We start from the raw sequence: 15,703 nt of genomic DNA on the forward strand, positions 1-15,703 counted from the left end.
CCTCCGGTTCCGATACGCTTACCTCAGTTACTTCTTCGATCGTTTGTAAAAGGGGGTTTTTACCACTTGCGCCGCTACCCGCTTACCGCGGATCCCCACTTCCACTTGTGTTCCGATTTCTGAAAACTCCCGTTTCACCAGCGCTAAGCCCACATTTTTCTTCAATGTGGGGGACTGGGTGCCGGAGGTTACTTCACCGATTTCTTCTTCCCCCGCAAATACCGGATAGCGAGAACGGGGAATTCCCCGCCCGATCATCTCCAGACCCACCAGTTTTCGCGGCGCACCCTCTTCTTTTTGCCGCGCCAGCACGTCCCGGCCGATAAACTCACCCTTCTCCGGCTTCACAGCAAAACCAAGGCCTGCTTCAAGCGGCGTGACGCTGGCGGAAAGCTCATTGCCGTACAATGCCAGCCGCGCCTCGAAGCGGAGCGTATCCCGCGCACCCAAACCGCAGGGGATAACCCCCTCTTCCTTTCCGGCTGCCAGAATCTTTTTCCACAGGTCTGCTGCCTGCTCCGCCGGAAGATAGATTTCAAATCCGTCTTCACCGGTATAACCTGTTCGGGAAACCATCCCTCGCACTCCGTCCAGATCCACATCCTGAAGAAAACGAAACGGTTTGATAGCAGAGAGATCCGTTTCCGTCAGCCGCTGGAGCACTTGTTCCGCCAACGGTCCCTGTAGAGCCAGCTGCGCGGTTTCGTCGGAAACATTGCGGACGGTTACCTCTCCCGCGGCATGCTTTTCGATCCACTCTACATCCTTGTCGATATTGGCGGCGTTCAAAACCAGCAGGTAGACGTCTTCTGCCTTTTTGTACACCAACAGGTCGTCCACGGTCCCGCCGTCGGGATAGCACATCAATGTGTACTGGGCTTGCCCGACTTCCAGTTTGGACGCATCGTTGGTGGTCAGTTTCTGAATCAGCGCCAGGGCATCGGGACCCGTGATCTCCGCTTCACCCATATGGGAAACGTCAAATAGTCCCGCCCGTGTCCGGACTGCTTCGTGCTCCACTTTGATACCGGAGAACTGCACAGGCATTTCCCAACCGGCAAAAGGAACCAGTTTGGCTTCGTCCTTATACACGGGATAAAGCGGTGTTTGTTTCAACTCGGCCACAATTTCCACCTCCATGATTTCCCATTCAGTTTGCCACAGCGGACACGGTTTCAACCATGCTGCCATGGGGTATCCCCGATTCCCGACCTCTGTCTCCAAACCTGAGAGTTACGCCCGGTCCCGCCAGACCGGGATTTGCCCCTTGGGTGGCAGACAGATTTTGTCAGCGCTTTCCAGAGGCGCGTCCAGCGGGCCTCCTTTTGCCTGAGAGATTCGCCTCAACGGCTTGCTCCTTCGGCGCCGCATCCTTTCGCGGTCTCTCCTCCCGCCTTCAACCGCCGAACCAAGTGATTCCTCCTTCATTGTGCCACAATTGCCCCACCATTTCGATACCTGGGAAAAAATTCGACTCTCATTCATATTCCCGCCAAAAAACATGCATACTACAACTGGAAATTCACACCTGTTGTGAAAGGGAGGTCGGCGGCGGATGGAAAGCGTACCGATCCGAATGGATCGCAGATGGCTGAATCACTTTATCACTCACATGGAGCAGGATAACGGCTGGACGACCTGGGACCGGTTCCAGCTGGCGGTAGAGGCCGCCCAAGCGGAAATTGTTCCTGAATTTGACACTCTCCAATGCTTGAAAGTGCTGCACGGCTTCTCTCCTTTGCCCCATCAGGTAGACACTGCCCGCCGGGTGCTGGGGGAAATGCGGGGACGGGCCATCTTGGCGGACGAAGTGGGACTTGGAAAAACCATCGAGGCAGGACTCATTTTGAAGGAGTACATGATCCGGGGTTTGGTAAAAAAGGTTCTGATTCTCGTTCCCAGTTCGCTGGTTCTGCAGTGGACCCGGGAGCTGAACCAAAAGTTCCGGATTCCTGCCATGGCCCAAAAAAAAGCCTGGATGTGGGATCAATATGATGTATTGGTCGCCTCCATCGATACCGCCAAGCGGGATCCCCATCGCACTGCCGTACTGAGTACCCACTACGATATGCTGATCGTAGATGAGGCACATAAGTTGAAAAACCGCCGGACAAAAAACTGGCAGTTTGTGAATGAGATTCAAAAGAAATACTCCCTGCTCTTAACCGCCACTCCCATGCAAAATGACCTGCATGAATTGTATAACCTGGTCACCCTGCTCAAACCCGGTCAACTGGGGCAGCAGAACTCCTTCAGCACCAACTATGTAGCCGGCAAACGCAAACCGAAAAACGAAGCCCAACTCCGGGAAGAAGTAATGCGGGTGATGATCCGGAACCGGCGTAGCGACGGTCATGTCCATTTCACCAAACGGAATGTGATTACCGTCCCGATCACTCTCTCCCCTGAGGAACGGGCCTTGTATGACGGTGTGACAACCTTTGTACGGGATTCGTATCGGAGAGGCGAAGGGAACCTCAAAACCCTGCTCTCGCTGATCATTTTGCAGCGGGAAGTGTGCAGCAGCCGGGATGCGGCTTTTCTGACCCTCTTTAAGCTGTTCAAAAAAGGGGCTGCGGGCCAGGAAACCCTCTCCCCAAAGGTACAGCACTTGGTCGAACTGCTGCGCCGAGTGAAAGAGCAGTCCAAAGTAAAAGAAGCCGTGCGGTTGGTCCAAGAAATCGGCGAGAAAGTGATCCTATTTACGGAGTACCGTGCTACACAGGACCTTCTGCTCCGCGCCTTGGCGGAAAAAAACATTTATGCAGTTCCCTATCGGGGCGGGTTTGCACGAAACAAGAAAGATTGGATGATGGAACTGTTTCAAAAGCGGGCGCAGGTGATGGTGGCCACCGAAGCGGGCGGTGAAGGGATCAACCTGCAGTTCTGCCACCATATCATCAATTTTGATCTTCCATGGAACCCCATGCGGGTAGAACAGCGAATCGGAAGGGTGCATCGCTTCGGTCAGGAGAATGATGTCACTATCTACAATTTCGCCACGGAAAACACCATCGAAGAACATATCCTCTGGTTGCTGCATGAAAAGATCAACATGTTCCGAACCGTAATCGGAGATCTGGAAACCATTTTGGGGCAGATCGAGCAGCAGGAAGAGATGGAGAAAAGCTTGATGCGTATCATGCTGGAAGCGGATGACGACCAGGAAATTCGCAGACGGCTCTCCGATCTGGGAGATCAGTTCCAGGATGCGCACCAGGAAGTGGCGAACACGCCCCAACAGGAGTGGTTACGGGATGGAACTCATCCAAATTAAAGAATTTGCAGAACGATACTTGACAGCCTACGGCTGTCACATCCTCGAAAAAAACCCCGACTTCCTGCAGGCCCGCTTGTCCGTTGAAGCGGACAAAGACCTGGTTCACCGCCCTTTTTACTGGATGTACGTTGAAAAGATGGGATTGGAACCGAACCCGACCATTCTTACTTTTGTGTTTGAGCCGGACAAAGCACCGGAGGGCGCACGGGCGGAACACCTTGCCTACGGCACCCCCCGCTTTTCGCAGATGCTTCGTTCCGCCCAAAAAAACGGCCGTTTCATCCGCCTGTACGAGGAGCCGCGAACACAATTCCGTTCTGCCGGAAACTCTCATGGATACGAGCCTTGGCTGGCCGTCAACTACAAAATCTCCTCTATCTGTGACCGAAAAAAAGATGAAATCCTGCACCTGGGCATCCACCTTCGTACCGGGGACATTCGGGAACAATTTTACGAGGAACTGCTGAACCGACGCTGGACACCGAAACTGCCCGCCCACCGTCATACGGTCAGCCATGCTTTTACCATCCCCGAAGCAGTGGGTGAACTGGAATACTTCCTGCAAGGATACATCGAACATCAGGACCTATCCTGGGCCGACAGTGCCATGGAACGATTGGAGCAAGAGCTGGAACAGATCCACTCCTTCTACCCGGAAGAATGGCGAATGAGTGACGAGCTCCACGCCGAAAAGAAGCAGCGCATCCGGGAAGCCGTGTGGCAGTATCATCCCCGGGTGGAAGTGGAAGTGGTGAATGCCGGTTTGTTTTATATGAATCCATAGACAAGAAGCCCAAACCATGCAGAGAACAACCATGATATGACCCAGGCCGAAACTTTGAATGTTCATGAGGGACGCTTTTTAACCGGGTGAGATTTCCACTCCAAGGAAACTTAGAACTCTTCTATCACCTATGCTCTGTGTAGATTTTGTCTGTTTCCTTTTCTATACGAAAAAACGCGCGCCCCCACGCGCGTTTTCTCAATCATACGTTCTTGCCGGTTGCATAAAAAACGGTAAGTTTATCCTCTTCACGGATCTCTTAAAAGCCTTTCATGCTTCTTTAATATAGTCCCTCCCATTTATCATTAATTAATGTAGTCTTTCTTGGTCTCCCCTTTGGGATTCGGAAAATGTTCCATCATTATAGAGCAGAGGTTCGGTTTCTTCAAAAAAACGATTTTGGTTCTCAGAAGCGACGTATCCTAACTGCAGTCCTGTTGCCTTTGCCAGGAAAGGGTCAATGGTACACAGATCTGATTTGGTAATATCAGTTAGTGCTGTTTTTCCAAGTGTAATGGCCACTTGCTCCATCTCCTGGACACAGGCGTTCAAATACCTAACCAAATTCAAAGAAGCTTGATCGATATCCAATTGATCTGTCATTTTACCAGTATAAACAACCAGACTGGTAGGTGGCTCAAATGGTACAGCTTTTACCATTTGTTCACTAACAAGCGCCATGAGGGCAGCGGTGCCAATATATACGCCATCAGCACCTAAGGCAATTGCTTTTAACATTTGTCCAGGTGTGACCAGTCCCCCTGTAGCAATAAGGTTAATATCGCGAATGACGCCTTTACGTGTAAAGAACTCAGTGGCCCTTGTGATAGCAAAAAGAGTAGGTAAGCCAACATCATCTTGCAAGGTCGGTGACCCTCCATGTGTTCCCCCTTCCGCGCCATCCAAAGTCACAAAGTCAACCTCGGCTTCAACAGCAATTTCTAATTCTTTTTCAAGGTGATGCGTAGCCGCTATCTTCAATCCAACGGGAACCCCTGTTTCTTCCCGAAGCCTCCTTACTAATCGGATAAAGTCTTCTTTAGAATTTACTCCGGGAAGCCGTGAACGAATCAAAGCTTCTTCCCCTTTATGTAAACCAAAAACATCCCTAAACTCCGCTCCGATATTTTTGGCTGTTGTACGTTGCGGGGCTGAACCTTGGGCACCTTGACCCAATTGAATTTCAATAGCATCAAGTTGCTTATATTTATCCGGAGTGTTCATCCAACCGCCCCGGTTGTATTGCCCAATGAAAAGATGAGCCGAATCTCTTTCTTCCTCCAAGAGGCCTGCTTCACCGGAGTTTGTTGCGGTTCCGACAGCGGTCGCTCCTTTCGCCAAAGCAATTTTGGTCTTTTTGCTTAATGCACCACCAAAAGACATGGCTGCAATCATGATCGGAATGGAAATGGTCAAAGGTTTTCTAGCGCGATGTCCGATGGTTATGGAAGTTCGGATACCGACGTTTTCAGGGGTTGGAAAACGAAAAAGGTGACAAGGGTTAAAAAGGATCTTCTCCCATGGAGAGAAATGGATAGGGCTTCCTAATGGGCGAGAAATGGGAGTCCCTTGATTCGCCCGCATGGCAATTTCCATTAGATTTGTCGGACCAACTTTACTGGTTGCAGGAACCATTTCAAAAAGGTTTTCGGTATATTGATCTCGAATCGCTCTTGAAATGGATTTGTCAACTGTTTCGTTGATTGCGGATCGAATTAATTTTTCAATGAACTTGATCATGTTGAGTACTCTCCTCAAGTTCGCCGCGATCGATTGCGTTTTTTATCCCTTCAATCTTTTGAGCCATGGCTAAACACATATGCTTTATGGTGCCAAGTTGACGGGAGGCACTTTGTTCTTCTACTGCTATATCCATTAATTCACGATGATCAAAGTTTGTAAGTTTGTTGAAGTGATCCCGTTCAACAGTCGAAAGCGTTCCAGCCATGGTTTCAATACGGTTGAGTTCCGAATGGATGTACGAGAGTGTGTTTTTAAGATCTTGGAAATTGCCCATTCACCTTCACCTACCTAATTTTTTCTTACGGTGACCAAGTATTTCGATTTTCATTCGTAAGTATCTTACACTTAAGTAAAGATTATACGAGAGGTAAGGAGATATACGATCCGGCAGCTGAACCGGATTCACTCAGTGTATTAGCTGGAAAAGCGAAAGGAAATAATTATCCGTGAAACATGCATATAATCAAGACCACTTCAAACGAAGTGGTCTTTTGTAATTTTATCCATCTCCTTGTGACGGTGGGTTGGCTTTCGTATCCTGATCACCGACTCGGGTGGGGTTTATATCGCGGAATTTTTAATGGCTATCCTCATCCTCGACCTTATGTCCATAGTGCTGCTTAATATTTTCAATGGTATCCCCATCAATGAGATAATCGCCTCCGGGGGTACTCAGTTTAATGAGCCGTTGCTGAAAATCAAATGTGGTATCACCTAGATGGATCTCATACCTCTCTCCAGATGCTGTCGTGATAATCAGTTCCCCCCATTGCTTCAATCGCTCTTGTACCGCTTCCATTTTCATTGCTGTTCACCTCTGCTATCCGGTTAGTTGTTGAGTCTTCCGTTTTGACCTATCGGTCGTCAAAATTAGCGTCCCTAAAATGGCTGGATTTTATTCATTGCAGTCGCCCTGAAGGCTTAAAATCCGTTCATTTTCTGGGATGGCCGCCCAAGTTTTTCTTCGGCTTTCATCAAATTTTCATTTAGCTTACTCAGGATAGAGACAAAGAATGTATCCAACCTGTCATCCACGAAATGAAATAAAATACAATAAAATGAGTCTCCTGCCGGATACGTTGTCAGGTTGTTGGGCAACACGCTTCACAGTCCGGCAGGTAATTTATCGAATGGTGTACCGTCAGTGTTGAACAAATAAACAGCCGCGAACCGGTTAGCAGCAGGATCGTGGCATCATCTTGAAAGCATCTGGAGATTGCTTAAACACGCCTTTCTTAATGAAAAAAACCGCCCTACCCCTTATGGATAGGCGGTTTTCCCATTGCATTCAAGCTTCTTTCCACTTAATGTTGCAGCCCAGGCTGGGTTTTTGATTTTCGGCACGGGGTTGCCTTGATGGATGTGGTCCAACACCTGCCGGAGGGATTCTCCCGTTACGGGAATGTCGTTTCCTGGACGGGAATCGTCAAGCTACTCCCGGTACGCCAACCGGAGCTCCCCGTCGAACACAAAAAAATCCGGGGTGCAAACTCATCTCACTTTTTGAACCATGTCTTGAAACGAGTAATAAGGGGAATCGTGGGTGTTTCGTTGACAGGGGGTGGTGAAAGCTCCCTACGCACCTCCATTAAAATATGTCCCAAACGGTTTTGACCGGTGCCGTCACCACCGTCAGCCCAATAACGGTCATTGACAGTGTGTTCAATTAATAGTGCGTCCCCGGTAGAAAGAAGCATTTTTCGCAATTCTTCATGCTGGGTGAATTTGGCGTATACGGCCTCATACATGATCTGTTCTCTTACCTTCTCCCAGTCGGGACGAAGGGGTCGCTGTCTGCTTCTACCCATGGCTGCCGCGATGGAAGGAGAGGGAGCGAGTCGAATTTCTTCTTCATGGGACGTTCCAGCAAATTTTTGTGCCTGAAAGTAGTGTTCGGATGTCGGCCACATTTTTTCTTTTAGCATAATTGGATAAGGAGCAAAGTTAGACAAGCAACCATATTCATCGTTCACCCGGTAAAAAGTGATTTTATCAGGCATGATACCACTCCAAAAATTTACAATTCCATTTGCATCGTTTCATATTCATGGATTTTTTGCAATAGTTGTTCATGATGAACGGCTAATTGTTTTGAAAGGCTTTGGTAGGCTTCTCGGATTGCTTTTGCGTACTCGGTGTCCATTTCATCATAGAAAGAGTGTAACTCTGTAAGTAGATTCTGAGCTGCTTCTAGGTGTTTATCAGTTAAAGACCCTAACGAGGCACGCATCCAACTATCCCGTGCCTTAAATAATGTCCTTTTTTGAGCGAAATCCAGTTGGCGATGAAATGCTAGATACTTTTGGTAGGAATCTGCACCAGCCTGGAGCAGTTGACTGCGAATGTTAGATGGGAGCTCCTGTTGATATTTCCGGAAAAGTTCGGTTTCATGATGGCGGTTTTGATCCAGTTGGAAAAAGGTGACTTGATCTGGATAAGCAGTTAACAATTCCAATTCATTGATTGCGTGGGTCACGAGATCCCTGGTGTTTTCGACATGTAGAAGCTTTTGGGGTAGTCGTTCCATCCCTCGCAATTTTTCGTTCCAGCGGATGGAAATAACGACACCCCATAATGTGAATACTCCTCCGACAATGCTACCCCAATATCCAATCCATTCACTGTTATTAGGGAGTAGTTGATAAACAGCGACGGAGAAGAGCAGAACAAAAACAAATCCAGTGAAGAAAATATACCTAAAAGACAACAGATCCATCCGTTTAAGCCAATAAAACAGTCGAAACTGCAAAGGATATATCACCTCCGAAAGAAGTTCTTTTATCATCATAAAGGGTGAATGCAAAAAAAACATCCCCCTGAAAAGTTATGGTGCAAGAAATCTTCGTAAAGGATTTAGGCGTCATGGTAGCATTATCTTTTGCTCGATTTACGCTGTCTCCTGTTCAATTCTATGGTTCCATACCAACAGTAGCATCCGATGTCTGATAGATTTCTTTAATGGTTTTGGACCGAACTCTTGCCAACACTTCCATCCGCGCCGCTAGCTGTCTTTGGGAAAATCTTCGCGTGTCTCCCCTGCTTACACCGAAGGCATTGATCTCTTTCCCCTCCAGTCCTTTCTCAGTAATGGCAAAAGCAAGGGGCGCCAGCTCCTCCAATTTTTTCTCGACCCTCCGGTAGATGTGGGGATGTTTACAGATAAATCGTTGCAGTAGGAAGGTTCCGATGTGGCATGATTCGTCCCTCTTAATGTAGCCGATTCCCCTCGTCATTCCGGGCATCTTTCCGATCTTGTTCAGGCCGTTGTAAAACCGGAAATATCCCGTCTCCGCCAACACGCCCTCCACAAACATGTTGTACACCGTGGAGGCATCGGCGACGGCTTCCGGTGAAGAGTCATGCATCAACCGTTCCATCGCCTACGGCAAAATCTCATAAAAAACCTTGCGGTAAGCAGGGCCGTGATAGTGTGAAAAGTTTTGTTTTTCTCCCAGGGCATCGAGTAGAAAACGTGGTCAAATACATCTCTTCCTCTAGTCGCCCTTGGTCCCCGAACATGAGGACCGAAAGGTGGTCCACCGGGTGATTTATGAGGAACTTTGCTGGGGGCACATACAGCACTTCCAGTCCGTGACGCTCTAACCGTGCTTTGTAGAAATCCCTGACGCCCGGAACAGTTTTATAACTTGGAAGGGAAGTGCCGGGAAGTGAAGGTTTTACCAGTCTTATAGACAAATGGCTGAGGTTACTTGTCCGTTTCGTCCTTCTTTTGCGAGACATACACTGTATTGACATTTGTCCAAGGAAAAAGTTTCGGCTTTCGATCGGACTTCGTTTGCCAGGAGGTTAATGCATGAAAGCTTATCAAATTGAGCCTTGGAATAACGTAAAAAGAGTCAACTTGGACACCTACATCCCTCCCGAAGTGGAGAAGATCGCCAAAAAGGTCATGGCTCATTACAATATGAAGGTTCGGAGCAGGAAACTGATCACCTCCAAACCGGATAAGGGTGGAGCGATCTGGAAAATCAAAACAAACAAAGGCACCCGCAGTCTTAAACTTTTGCACCGTGCGCCTGCCCGAAGCAAATTCAGCGTATGGGCCCAAGATTATATTGTTAAGCAGGGTGCAAAAGTGCCAGCCTTGGTTCGTACAAAAAATAAACAACTGTATGTGGAAATGGGCGGGAAGGTCTGGATTGTCACCGACTGGATCCAGCCTTTGAAACAGGCTTCCAAGATCAATCTGAAAGGTGCCAAACAACTGTGTTACGGACTCGGAGAGTTCCACAAAAGCTCCAAAGGTTACATTCCGCCGGAGGAAGCCGTCAAAGCTTCCCGGTTGATGCGCTGGCCGAAATACTATGAAAAAGTGAGGACCAAGATCGGTTGGTTCCGGGAACTGGCAAAAGCCTATAAACACCTGCCGGCCAGCAAGCGGTTGTTGTCGATGACCGACCGGTTCGAAAAGCAAGCCTCTGATGCTTTGACCCAACTTGAGAAATCCTCTTATTCCAAAATGGTGGCCAAGGATGAACCCCATTGGGGGCTTGTTCATCAGGATTATGGTTGGTCCAACGGTCAACTCGGTCCCGGCGGTCTGTGGGTGATCGATCTGGACGGGGTTTCCTACGACTTGCCCATTCGCGATCTGCGCAAATTGATCACCAGCACCATGGAGGACATGGGACGCTGGGATGTGAAATGGGCCCGCGGTATGATCAATGCCTACCACAAAGCCAACCCCATTGACAGAGAAACCTATGAAATCTTGATGATCGATCTATCCCTGCCCAATGAATTTTACAAACATGTGAAAGAGATGCTCTATCATCCTGAGACGTTCCTCAAAAGGGAAGCCGATGCCGTGCTGAACGGTGTGATGAAAAGTGAAAAAACTAAGTGGAAAGCCCTCAAAAAGCTGTGGACAGACAAGAAAAAATTCAAATCCGGCAATTACACCGGGGAATCTTCCCGTGCAAAGAGGAAAAAGAAGCGGAGTAAAAAGAAGAGGAGGCAACGGTAATTGAAGGTTTTGATGATTTCCACGGAAAAACTGCCGGTCCCCCCCGTTCGGGGAGGTGCCATTCAAACTTACATTTCTGGAATTGCTCCCCTGCTCAGCCGCAAACACGACCTGACGATTCTGGGAATTTCCGACCCCGGCCTTCCCGATCAGGAAAAAAAAGGAAATATTCGTTATGTGCGGGTGGAAGGCGGTTATCTGGATGTATACAAAAAAGGGGTGGCTAAATATGTGAAAAAGAACAAAAACAAATTCGACGTCATTCATATATTCAACCGTCCCCGTCTCGTGCTGCCCGTCCGTAAAGCCGCACCCCGGGCCCGCATCATCCTGAGCATGCACAACGACATGTTCGACCCGGAGAAACTGGATCCGGATGAAGCGAAAAAGATCCTCAAAGAAGTGGAAAAAGTCGTCACAATTAGTAATTATGTCGGGAGAAGGATCCGGGAGCTTCACCATGCGAAACCCTCCAAGTTCCGCACGATATACTCCGGAGTTGATCTTCAGCGTTTCACCCCCTTGCATCAATCGGCAAAAGCGCGTCGAATCCGCAAAAAACTTCGCAGACAATTTAAGCTGGGCTCCAGGAAGGTGATTTTGTTTGTCGGGCGGATCTCCCCCAAAAAAGGTGCCGACATTTTGGTGCGGGCCATGAACGAGCTGAAAAAACGTCATCCGAACATCGCTCTCGTCATTGTCGGCGGGAGATGGTTCAGCGACGACAAAGTGAGTGATTACACAGCATATGTTCGTGCCCTTGCCAAGCGTTCCTCCGTTCCCATCATTACGACCGGTTACGTTCCCGGTGAAAAAATTCACGAATGGTTCTGGGCAGGGGATGTGTTCGTCTGCGCCTCCCTTTGGCAAGAACCCCTGGCTCGCGTTCATTTCGAAGCCATGGCCAGCGAGCTGCCCTTCATCACCACGAAAAGAGGGGGCAACCCTGAAGTTGTGGAGAGGAATAACGGTGTGGTGGTTGACCGGCCGGAAGATCCAAAAGCATTTGTAAATGCCCTGAGCAAGCTCCTGAAGGATAAATCCCTGCGTAAGCGAATGGGTCGAAACGGGCGTTCCTTGGCCGAGAAAAAATACGGCTGGAAAAGGGTGGCCAAAGAAGTGGAGAGTGTTTGGAAAGCTTGACCTTCAGAAAGGGAGACTGCGGGATTTGCCCGCAGTCTTTTTTGGTCGGACTCTCTGTGAATGGACCGGACAGATCCGTCGGATCCGCTTTGAGCACCATTTTACATAGGATCGAGATAGCGGCCGTGCCCTCTCTGATGTCAGAAACATAGTTTACTTGTATGTCAGGCCAGTAACGAATCTGCTTGAACCTGAGAATCAGGAGAGTGAAGACATGAAGGGTTTGATTCTCTGTGCGGGAAGGGGGACCCGCCTGCGGCCGTTAACGTTTTCTCAGCCCAAACCTCTGCTTCCTGTGGCCAACAAACCGGTATTGGTATATGCCTTGGAACAGCTTGCCCGTACAGGGATCGATGAAATTGGGATCGTAATAAATCCTTTTCAGGAAGGCATCATTCACAATCACATCCACAGGGTGAAGCCTCGGAATGTATCCGTTACCATGATCCATCAGGAAAGGCCGAGGGGGATTGCTGATGCCGTACGCCAGGCAGAGGATTTCATCGGTCAGGATCGGTTTCTTTTATTACTGGGGGACAACCTGATTCAGCAGTCATTAAACGGACTGAAGCAAGATATCAGTCGATCCGGAAAAAACGGATCCCTTATGTTGGCCCGGGTGAATAATCCTCGTGAGTATGGCATTGCGTCCATCGAGGGGGACCGGATCGTTCGATTGGAAGAAAAACCTGAATCGCCGCGATCCAATCTGGCCGTCATCGGCGCGTATGCTTTCGATTCCCGGATCTTCAACGCAATTCATCAGATCTCGCCTTCCGCAAGAGGTGAATACGAGATCACCGACGCAATTCAATGGATGATCGACCACGGTTGTTCCATCTCGTATTCCCTGACGGATCAGCACTATTCGGATGTTGGAACGGTAAGCCGCTGGCTGGAAGCGAATCATTGGAAGTTGAATGAGCTAACAGCCGGCCGCAGTATTATCGCTCCGACATCTACTGTGGAGAGGAGTACCATCATCGATCCGGTGATCATCGGGGAAGGCTGCACCATTATCGATTCCACCATCGGTCCCTATGTGTCCATGGAAGAGGGAGTGAAAGTCGACCGATGCCGGATTCGGAACAGCATCCTTTTGGAAAAGGCACGGCTGGAAAGGATTTCAACCCCGATCGACCGCAGTGTGTTCGGGCGCCATGTCCGGGTCGGCTGCCTGCCATCGGGTGAAGTGTCCGGCCAGTTCATTCTGGGTGAGGGATCCTCCCTTTCCCTTTACGCGGGAAGTTCAGCATCCGGGAAACTATAAAAGGGGGAGAAGCGATGAAATCAGCATTGGTTACAGGTTGCGCGGGATTTATCGGCTCCACGCTGACAGAAGCGCTGCTGGCACGCGGTTATCATGTGACAGGGATTGACGGGCTGACCGGCAACTATGCAACGTGGATAAAAAGAAAGAATATGGAGTCGTTTATTCGGCATCCCCATTTTCGTTTTGTCCCCTGCGATCTACAATTGTCAAACCTGAACGATCTGCTGCGGGGGGTTCGCTACGTCTTCCACCAGGCAGCTTTGCCGGGGGTCCGATCCAGCTGGGGAAAGGATTTTTCCCGATATGTACACCACAACATCTCTGGCTTCCAACAATTGTTGGAAGCCGTAAAAGAGAGTCCGGTGGAAAAGGTGGTTTATGCATCATCCTCTTCCGTTTACGGGAACATGAACGGGCCGACGGACGAATCACGATTACCCGCGCCGATCTCTCCTTACGGAGTATCCAAATTGGCTGGTGAACATCTGTGCCGGCTGTATCACGACAATTACGGAGTCCCTGTTGTCTCTTTACGCTATTTCACGGTGTATGGACCCCGGCAACGACCGGATATGGCCTTTCACCGCTTCATTCGCAGTATTCGGGACGGAACACCAATTCACATATACGGTGACGGCGAACAAACGCGGGACTTCACGTACGTCGCAGACGCCGTGAACGCCAATCTCCTGGCAGCGGAAAAGGGGCGTCCCGGTGAAGTATACAATATCGGCGGGGGTTCCAGAATCACGTTGAACCGGGTGATTGGCCTGCTGGAATCCATTCTGGACAAAAAAGCTGTCCTCTTCCATGAACGGAAGCAGCCGGGCGATCCGAAGCATACATGGGCGGAGATCGGAAAAGCGAAAGCGGAGTTGGGATATGCCCCTTCTGTTTCGTTGTGGAAAGGCTTGAAGGAACAGGCGGTCCATCTTGAAAAAATGCTGGAGAGCGGGGAGGGAGACTTATCAACATCGCTGTGATCGGCACTGGATATGTGGGACTTACCACCGCCCTTATGCTTTGCGAACTGAATCACCAAGTGGTTTGCATCGATACCGATACGGCCAAGTTGAAGCAGCTGAAAAGCAACCGTATTCCATTCCACGAACCCGGGCTGGAAGAGTTGCTCAACAGGCATCTTTCCCGCGGCAGCCTCTCATTCACTTCAGACACCGGGCAAGGGGTAAGAGAGAGTGACATCCTTTTTATTACGGTGGGGACACCGTCAAAATCAGATGGATCCACGGATCTCAGCCAAATAAAAAATGTCGCCGAAACAATCGGCTCCAATCAGAACGGCTATAAGGTTGTGGTGAACAAAAGCACCGCTCCGGTTGGTACTTGCGAAAAAGTCCATCGATGGATCCTGGAGAGGCAACCACGGAAGCTCCCCGTAGATGTGGTTTGCAACCCGGAGTTTCTCCGGGAGGGTAAGGCGTTATATGATGCACTTCATCCGGACCGCGTCGTGATCGGAGCCGAAAATGGGAAAGCCGCCCGGTTCATCCGCAACTTGTACGACGCCATTTCATGCCCCAAAATGATGACTGGGCTTCGAACGGCTGAACTGATCAAATACAGTGCCAATGCTTTCCTGGCCATGAAGATATCCTTTATCAACGAGATAGGCCGTTTATGTGATGCCCATGGTGTCGATGTTACGGATGTGGCGACCGGGATCGGGCTGGATTCACGGATTGGTTCTAGGTTTTTGAAAGCTGGGATAGGTTGGGGAGGATCCTGTTTTCCGAAGGATCTGGCTTCGCTGGTGCATATGTTTGAACAGGCAGACCTTTCCCCACGGATTCTGGAAGCGGTCCGGCAGGTGAATGATACACAGGTAGAATATTATCTGCGGCAACTGGAGGAAAGATTGGGGGACGTCAGGGGAAAAACCATTTCCATTCTGGGAATTGCTTTCAAACCCGATACAGACGACATCAGGGAAGCTCCGGCGATAAAAGTCATTCAGGCTCTTCATAAAAAAGGAGCATTTCTCAAAGCCTATGATCCGGTGGTTTTCATCCATCGTGCCCCGACCGGACTGCCTGTAACCCTATGCAGCGAAATGAGTGAGACTTTTGAAGACAGCGATTGTATATTTTTGCTGACGGAATGGAAGAATTTCCTTCATTTCGACTGGAAATCACACCGACATCGAATGCGCACCCCACTCATTATCGACGGGAGAAACGCCCTTGACCAAAATGCCCTGACACAATATGGATACATCTATTATGGCATAGGAAGGGTGTATAGCAAGCTCGCCTCCTTGTAATCGGGTATCCGAGAGGACTTGAGACTCCATATAAAATAATAGCAACCAGCCTTTCCTACTGTTGAACAAAACCTGCTAAAGCAGGTGAGGCTGCTGACAAAGGTAGAAGGTCAGCAGCCTCTTTTTGTTGAAGTAATAGAAAAGACTTCAACAAAGGACGGATACCATGTTTCAAACCAATCCCAACCGCCAAGGAAATATGGAGTTTGTAT

14 protein-coding genes and 1 riboswitch are annotated in these 15,703 nt (G+C 49.3%); of the genes, 7 read left to right on the forward strand and 7 right to left on the reverse strand.

Translation table 11 applies throughout. The features are described 5' to 3' along the window. Positions 1-27 precede the first annotated feature (27 nt). Complete coding sequence (gcvT, locus tag IEW70_RS16730; protein WP_188649070.1) at positions 28-1,125, reverse strand: glycine cleavage system aminomethyltransferase GcvT; 1,098 nt, start codon at positions 1,123-1,125, stop codon at positions 28-30. Between the two features lie 182 nt (positions 1,126-1,307). Further along, positions 1,308-1,400: riboswitch (glycine riboswitch) on the reverse strand. A 155-nt stretch (positions 1,401-1,555) separates the two neighbouring features. Here gcvT and IEW70_RS16735 point away from each other — a divergent pair. Both IEW70_RS16735 and IEW70_RS16740 read left to right on the forward strand, forming a co-directional pair. Next, entirely contained in the window at positions 1,556-3,277 is a 1,722-nt protein-coding gene (locus IEW70_RS16735) for a DEAD/DEAH box helicase (RefSeq protein ID WP_188649056.1), read from the forward strand. Next, entirely contained in the window at positions 3,258-4,064 is an 807-nt protein-coding gene (locus tag IEW70_RS16740; protein ID WP_188649057.1) for a YqhG family protein, read from the forward strand. Before IEW70_RS16735 ends, IEW70_RS16740 begins: the two co-directional genes overlap by 20 nt. A 309-nt stretch (positions 4,065-4,373) precedes the next feature. Here the strand turns inward: IEW70_RS16740 and IEW70_RS16745 are convergent, their stop codons facing one another. The 6 genes from IEW70_RS16745 to IEW70_RS16770 all read right to left on the reverse strand — a co-directional run bounded on the left by IEW70_RS16745 (position 4,374) and on the right by IEW70_RS16770 (position 9,184). Further along, entirely contained in the window at positions 4,374-5,804 is a 1,431-nt protein-coding gene (locus IEW70_RS16745) for an FMN-binding glutamate synthase family protein (RefSeq protein WP_188649058.1), read from the reverse strand. Beyond that, on the reverse strand, positions 5,788-6,081 hold the full coding sequence (locus IEW70_RS16750; protein ID WP_188649059.1) for a hypothetical protein: 294 nt from the start codon (positions 6,079-6,081) through the stop codon (positions 5,788-5,790). Before IEW70_RS16750 ends, IEW70_RS16745 begins: the two co-directional genes overlap by 17 nt. A gap of 303 nt (positions 6,082-6,384) precedes the next feature. Continuing rightward, on the reverse strand, positions 6,385-6,612 hold the full coding sequence (locus IEW70_RS16755; protein ID WP_188649060.1) for a hypothetical protein: 228 nt from the start codon (positions 6,610-6,612) through the stop codon (positions 6,385-6,387). Between the two features lie 691 nt (positions 6,613-7,303). Continuing rightward, positions 7,304-7,807, reverse strand: a complete 504-nt coding sequence (gene ybiA / locus IEW70_RS16760; RefSeq protein ID WP_188649061.1) for a riboflavin biosynthesis intermediates N-glycosidase — start codon at positions 7,805-7,807, stop codon at positions 7,304-7,306. A gap of 17 nt (positions 7,808-7,824) precedes the next feature. Continuing rightward, complete coding sequence (locus IEW70_RS16765; RefSeq protein WP_188649062.1) at positions 7,825-8,556, reverse strand: hypothetical protein; 732 nt, start codon at positions 8,554-8,556, stop codon at positions 7,825-7,827. A gap of 160 nt (positions 8,557-8,716) precedes the next feature. Next, positions 8,717-9,184 (reverse strand): ferritin family protein, encoded by a 468-nt coding sequence (locus IEW70_RS16770; protein WP_188649063.1) that lies wholly within the window; start codon positions 9,182-9,184, stop codon positions 8,717-8,719. Positions 9,185-9,621: 437 nt separating this feature from the next. Here IEW70_RS16770 and IEW70_RS16775 point away from each other — a divergent pair, with 437 nt between their 5' ends. The 5 genes from IEW70_RS16775 (at position 9,622) to IEW70_RS16795 (ending at position 15,491) form a co-directional block, all read left to right on the forward strand. Further along, positions 9,622-10,794 (forward strand): CotS family spore coat protein, encoded by a 1,173-nt coding sequence (locus tag IEW70_RS16775; protein WP_188649064.1) that lies wholly within the window; start codon positions 9,622-9,624, stop codon positions 10,792-10,794. After that, the gene (locus tag IEW70_RS16780) at positions 10,795-11,937 is read left to right on the forward strand and encodes a glycosyltransferase family 4 protein (protein ID WP_188649065.1); all 1,143 of its coding nucleotides are present in this window, start codon (positions 10,795-10,797) and stop codon (positions 11,935-11,937) included. A 214-nt stretch (positions 11,938-12,151) separates the two neighbouring features. Then, a complete protein-coding gene (locus tag IEW70_RS16785) occupies positions 12,152-13,207 on the forward strand; it encodes a glucose-1-phosphate thymidylyltransferase (protein WP_188649066.1) in 1,056 nt (351 codons plus the stop codon). Between the two features lie 14 nt (positions 13,208-13,221). Further along, positions 13,222-14,193, forward strand: a complete 972-nt coding sequence (locus IEW70_RS16790; protein WP_188649067.1) for an NAD-dependent epimerase/dehydratase family protein — start codon at positions 13,222-13,224, stop codon at positions 14,191-14,193. A 35-nt stretch (positions 14,194-14,228) separates the two neighbouring features. Beyond that, positions 14,229-15,491, forward strand: a complete 1,263-nt coding sequence (locus IEW70_RS16795) for a UDP-glucose dehydrogenase family protein (protein WP_229752055.1) — start codon at positions 14,229-14,231, stop codon at positions 15,489-15,491. Positions 15,492-15,703 lie beyond the last annotated feature (212 nt).

This window comes from Marinithermofilum abyssi (assembly GCF_014641195.1).
Taxonomy (GTDB): Bacteria; Bacillota; Bacilli; order Thermoactinomycetales; family DSM-45169; genus Marinithermofilum; species Marinithermofilum abyssi.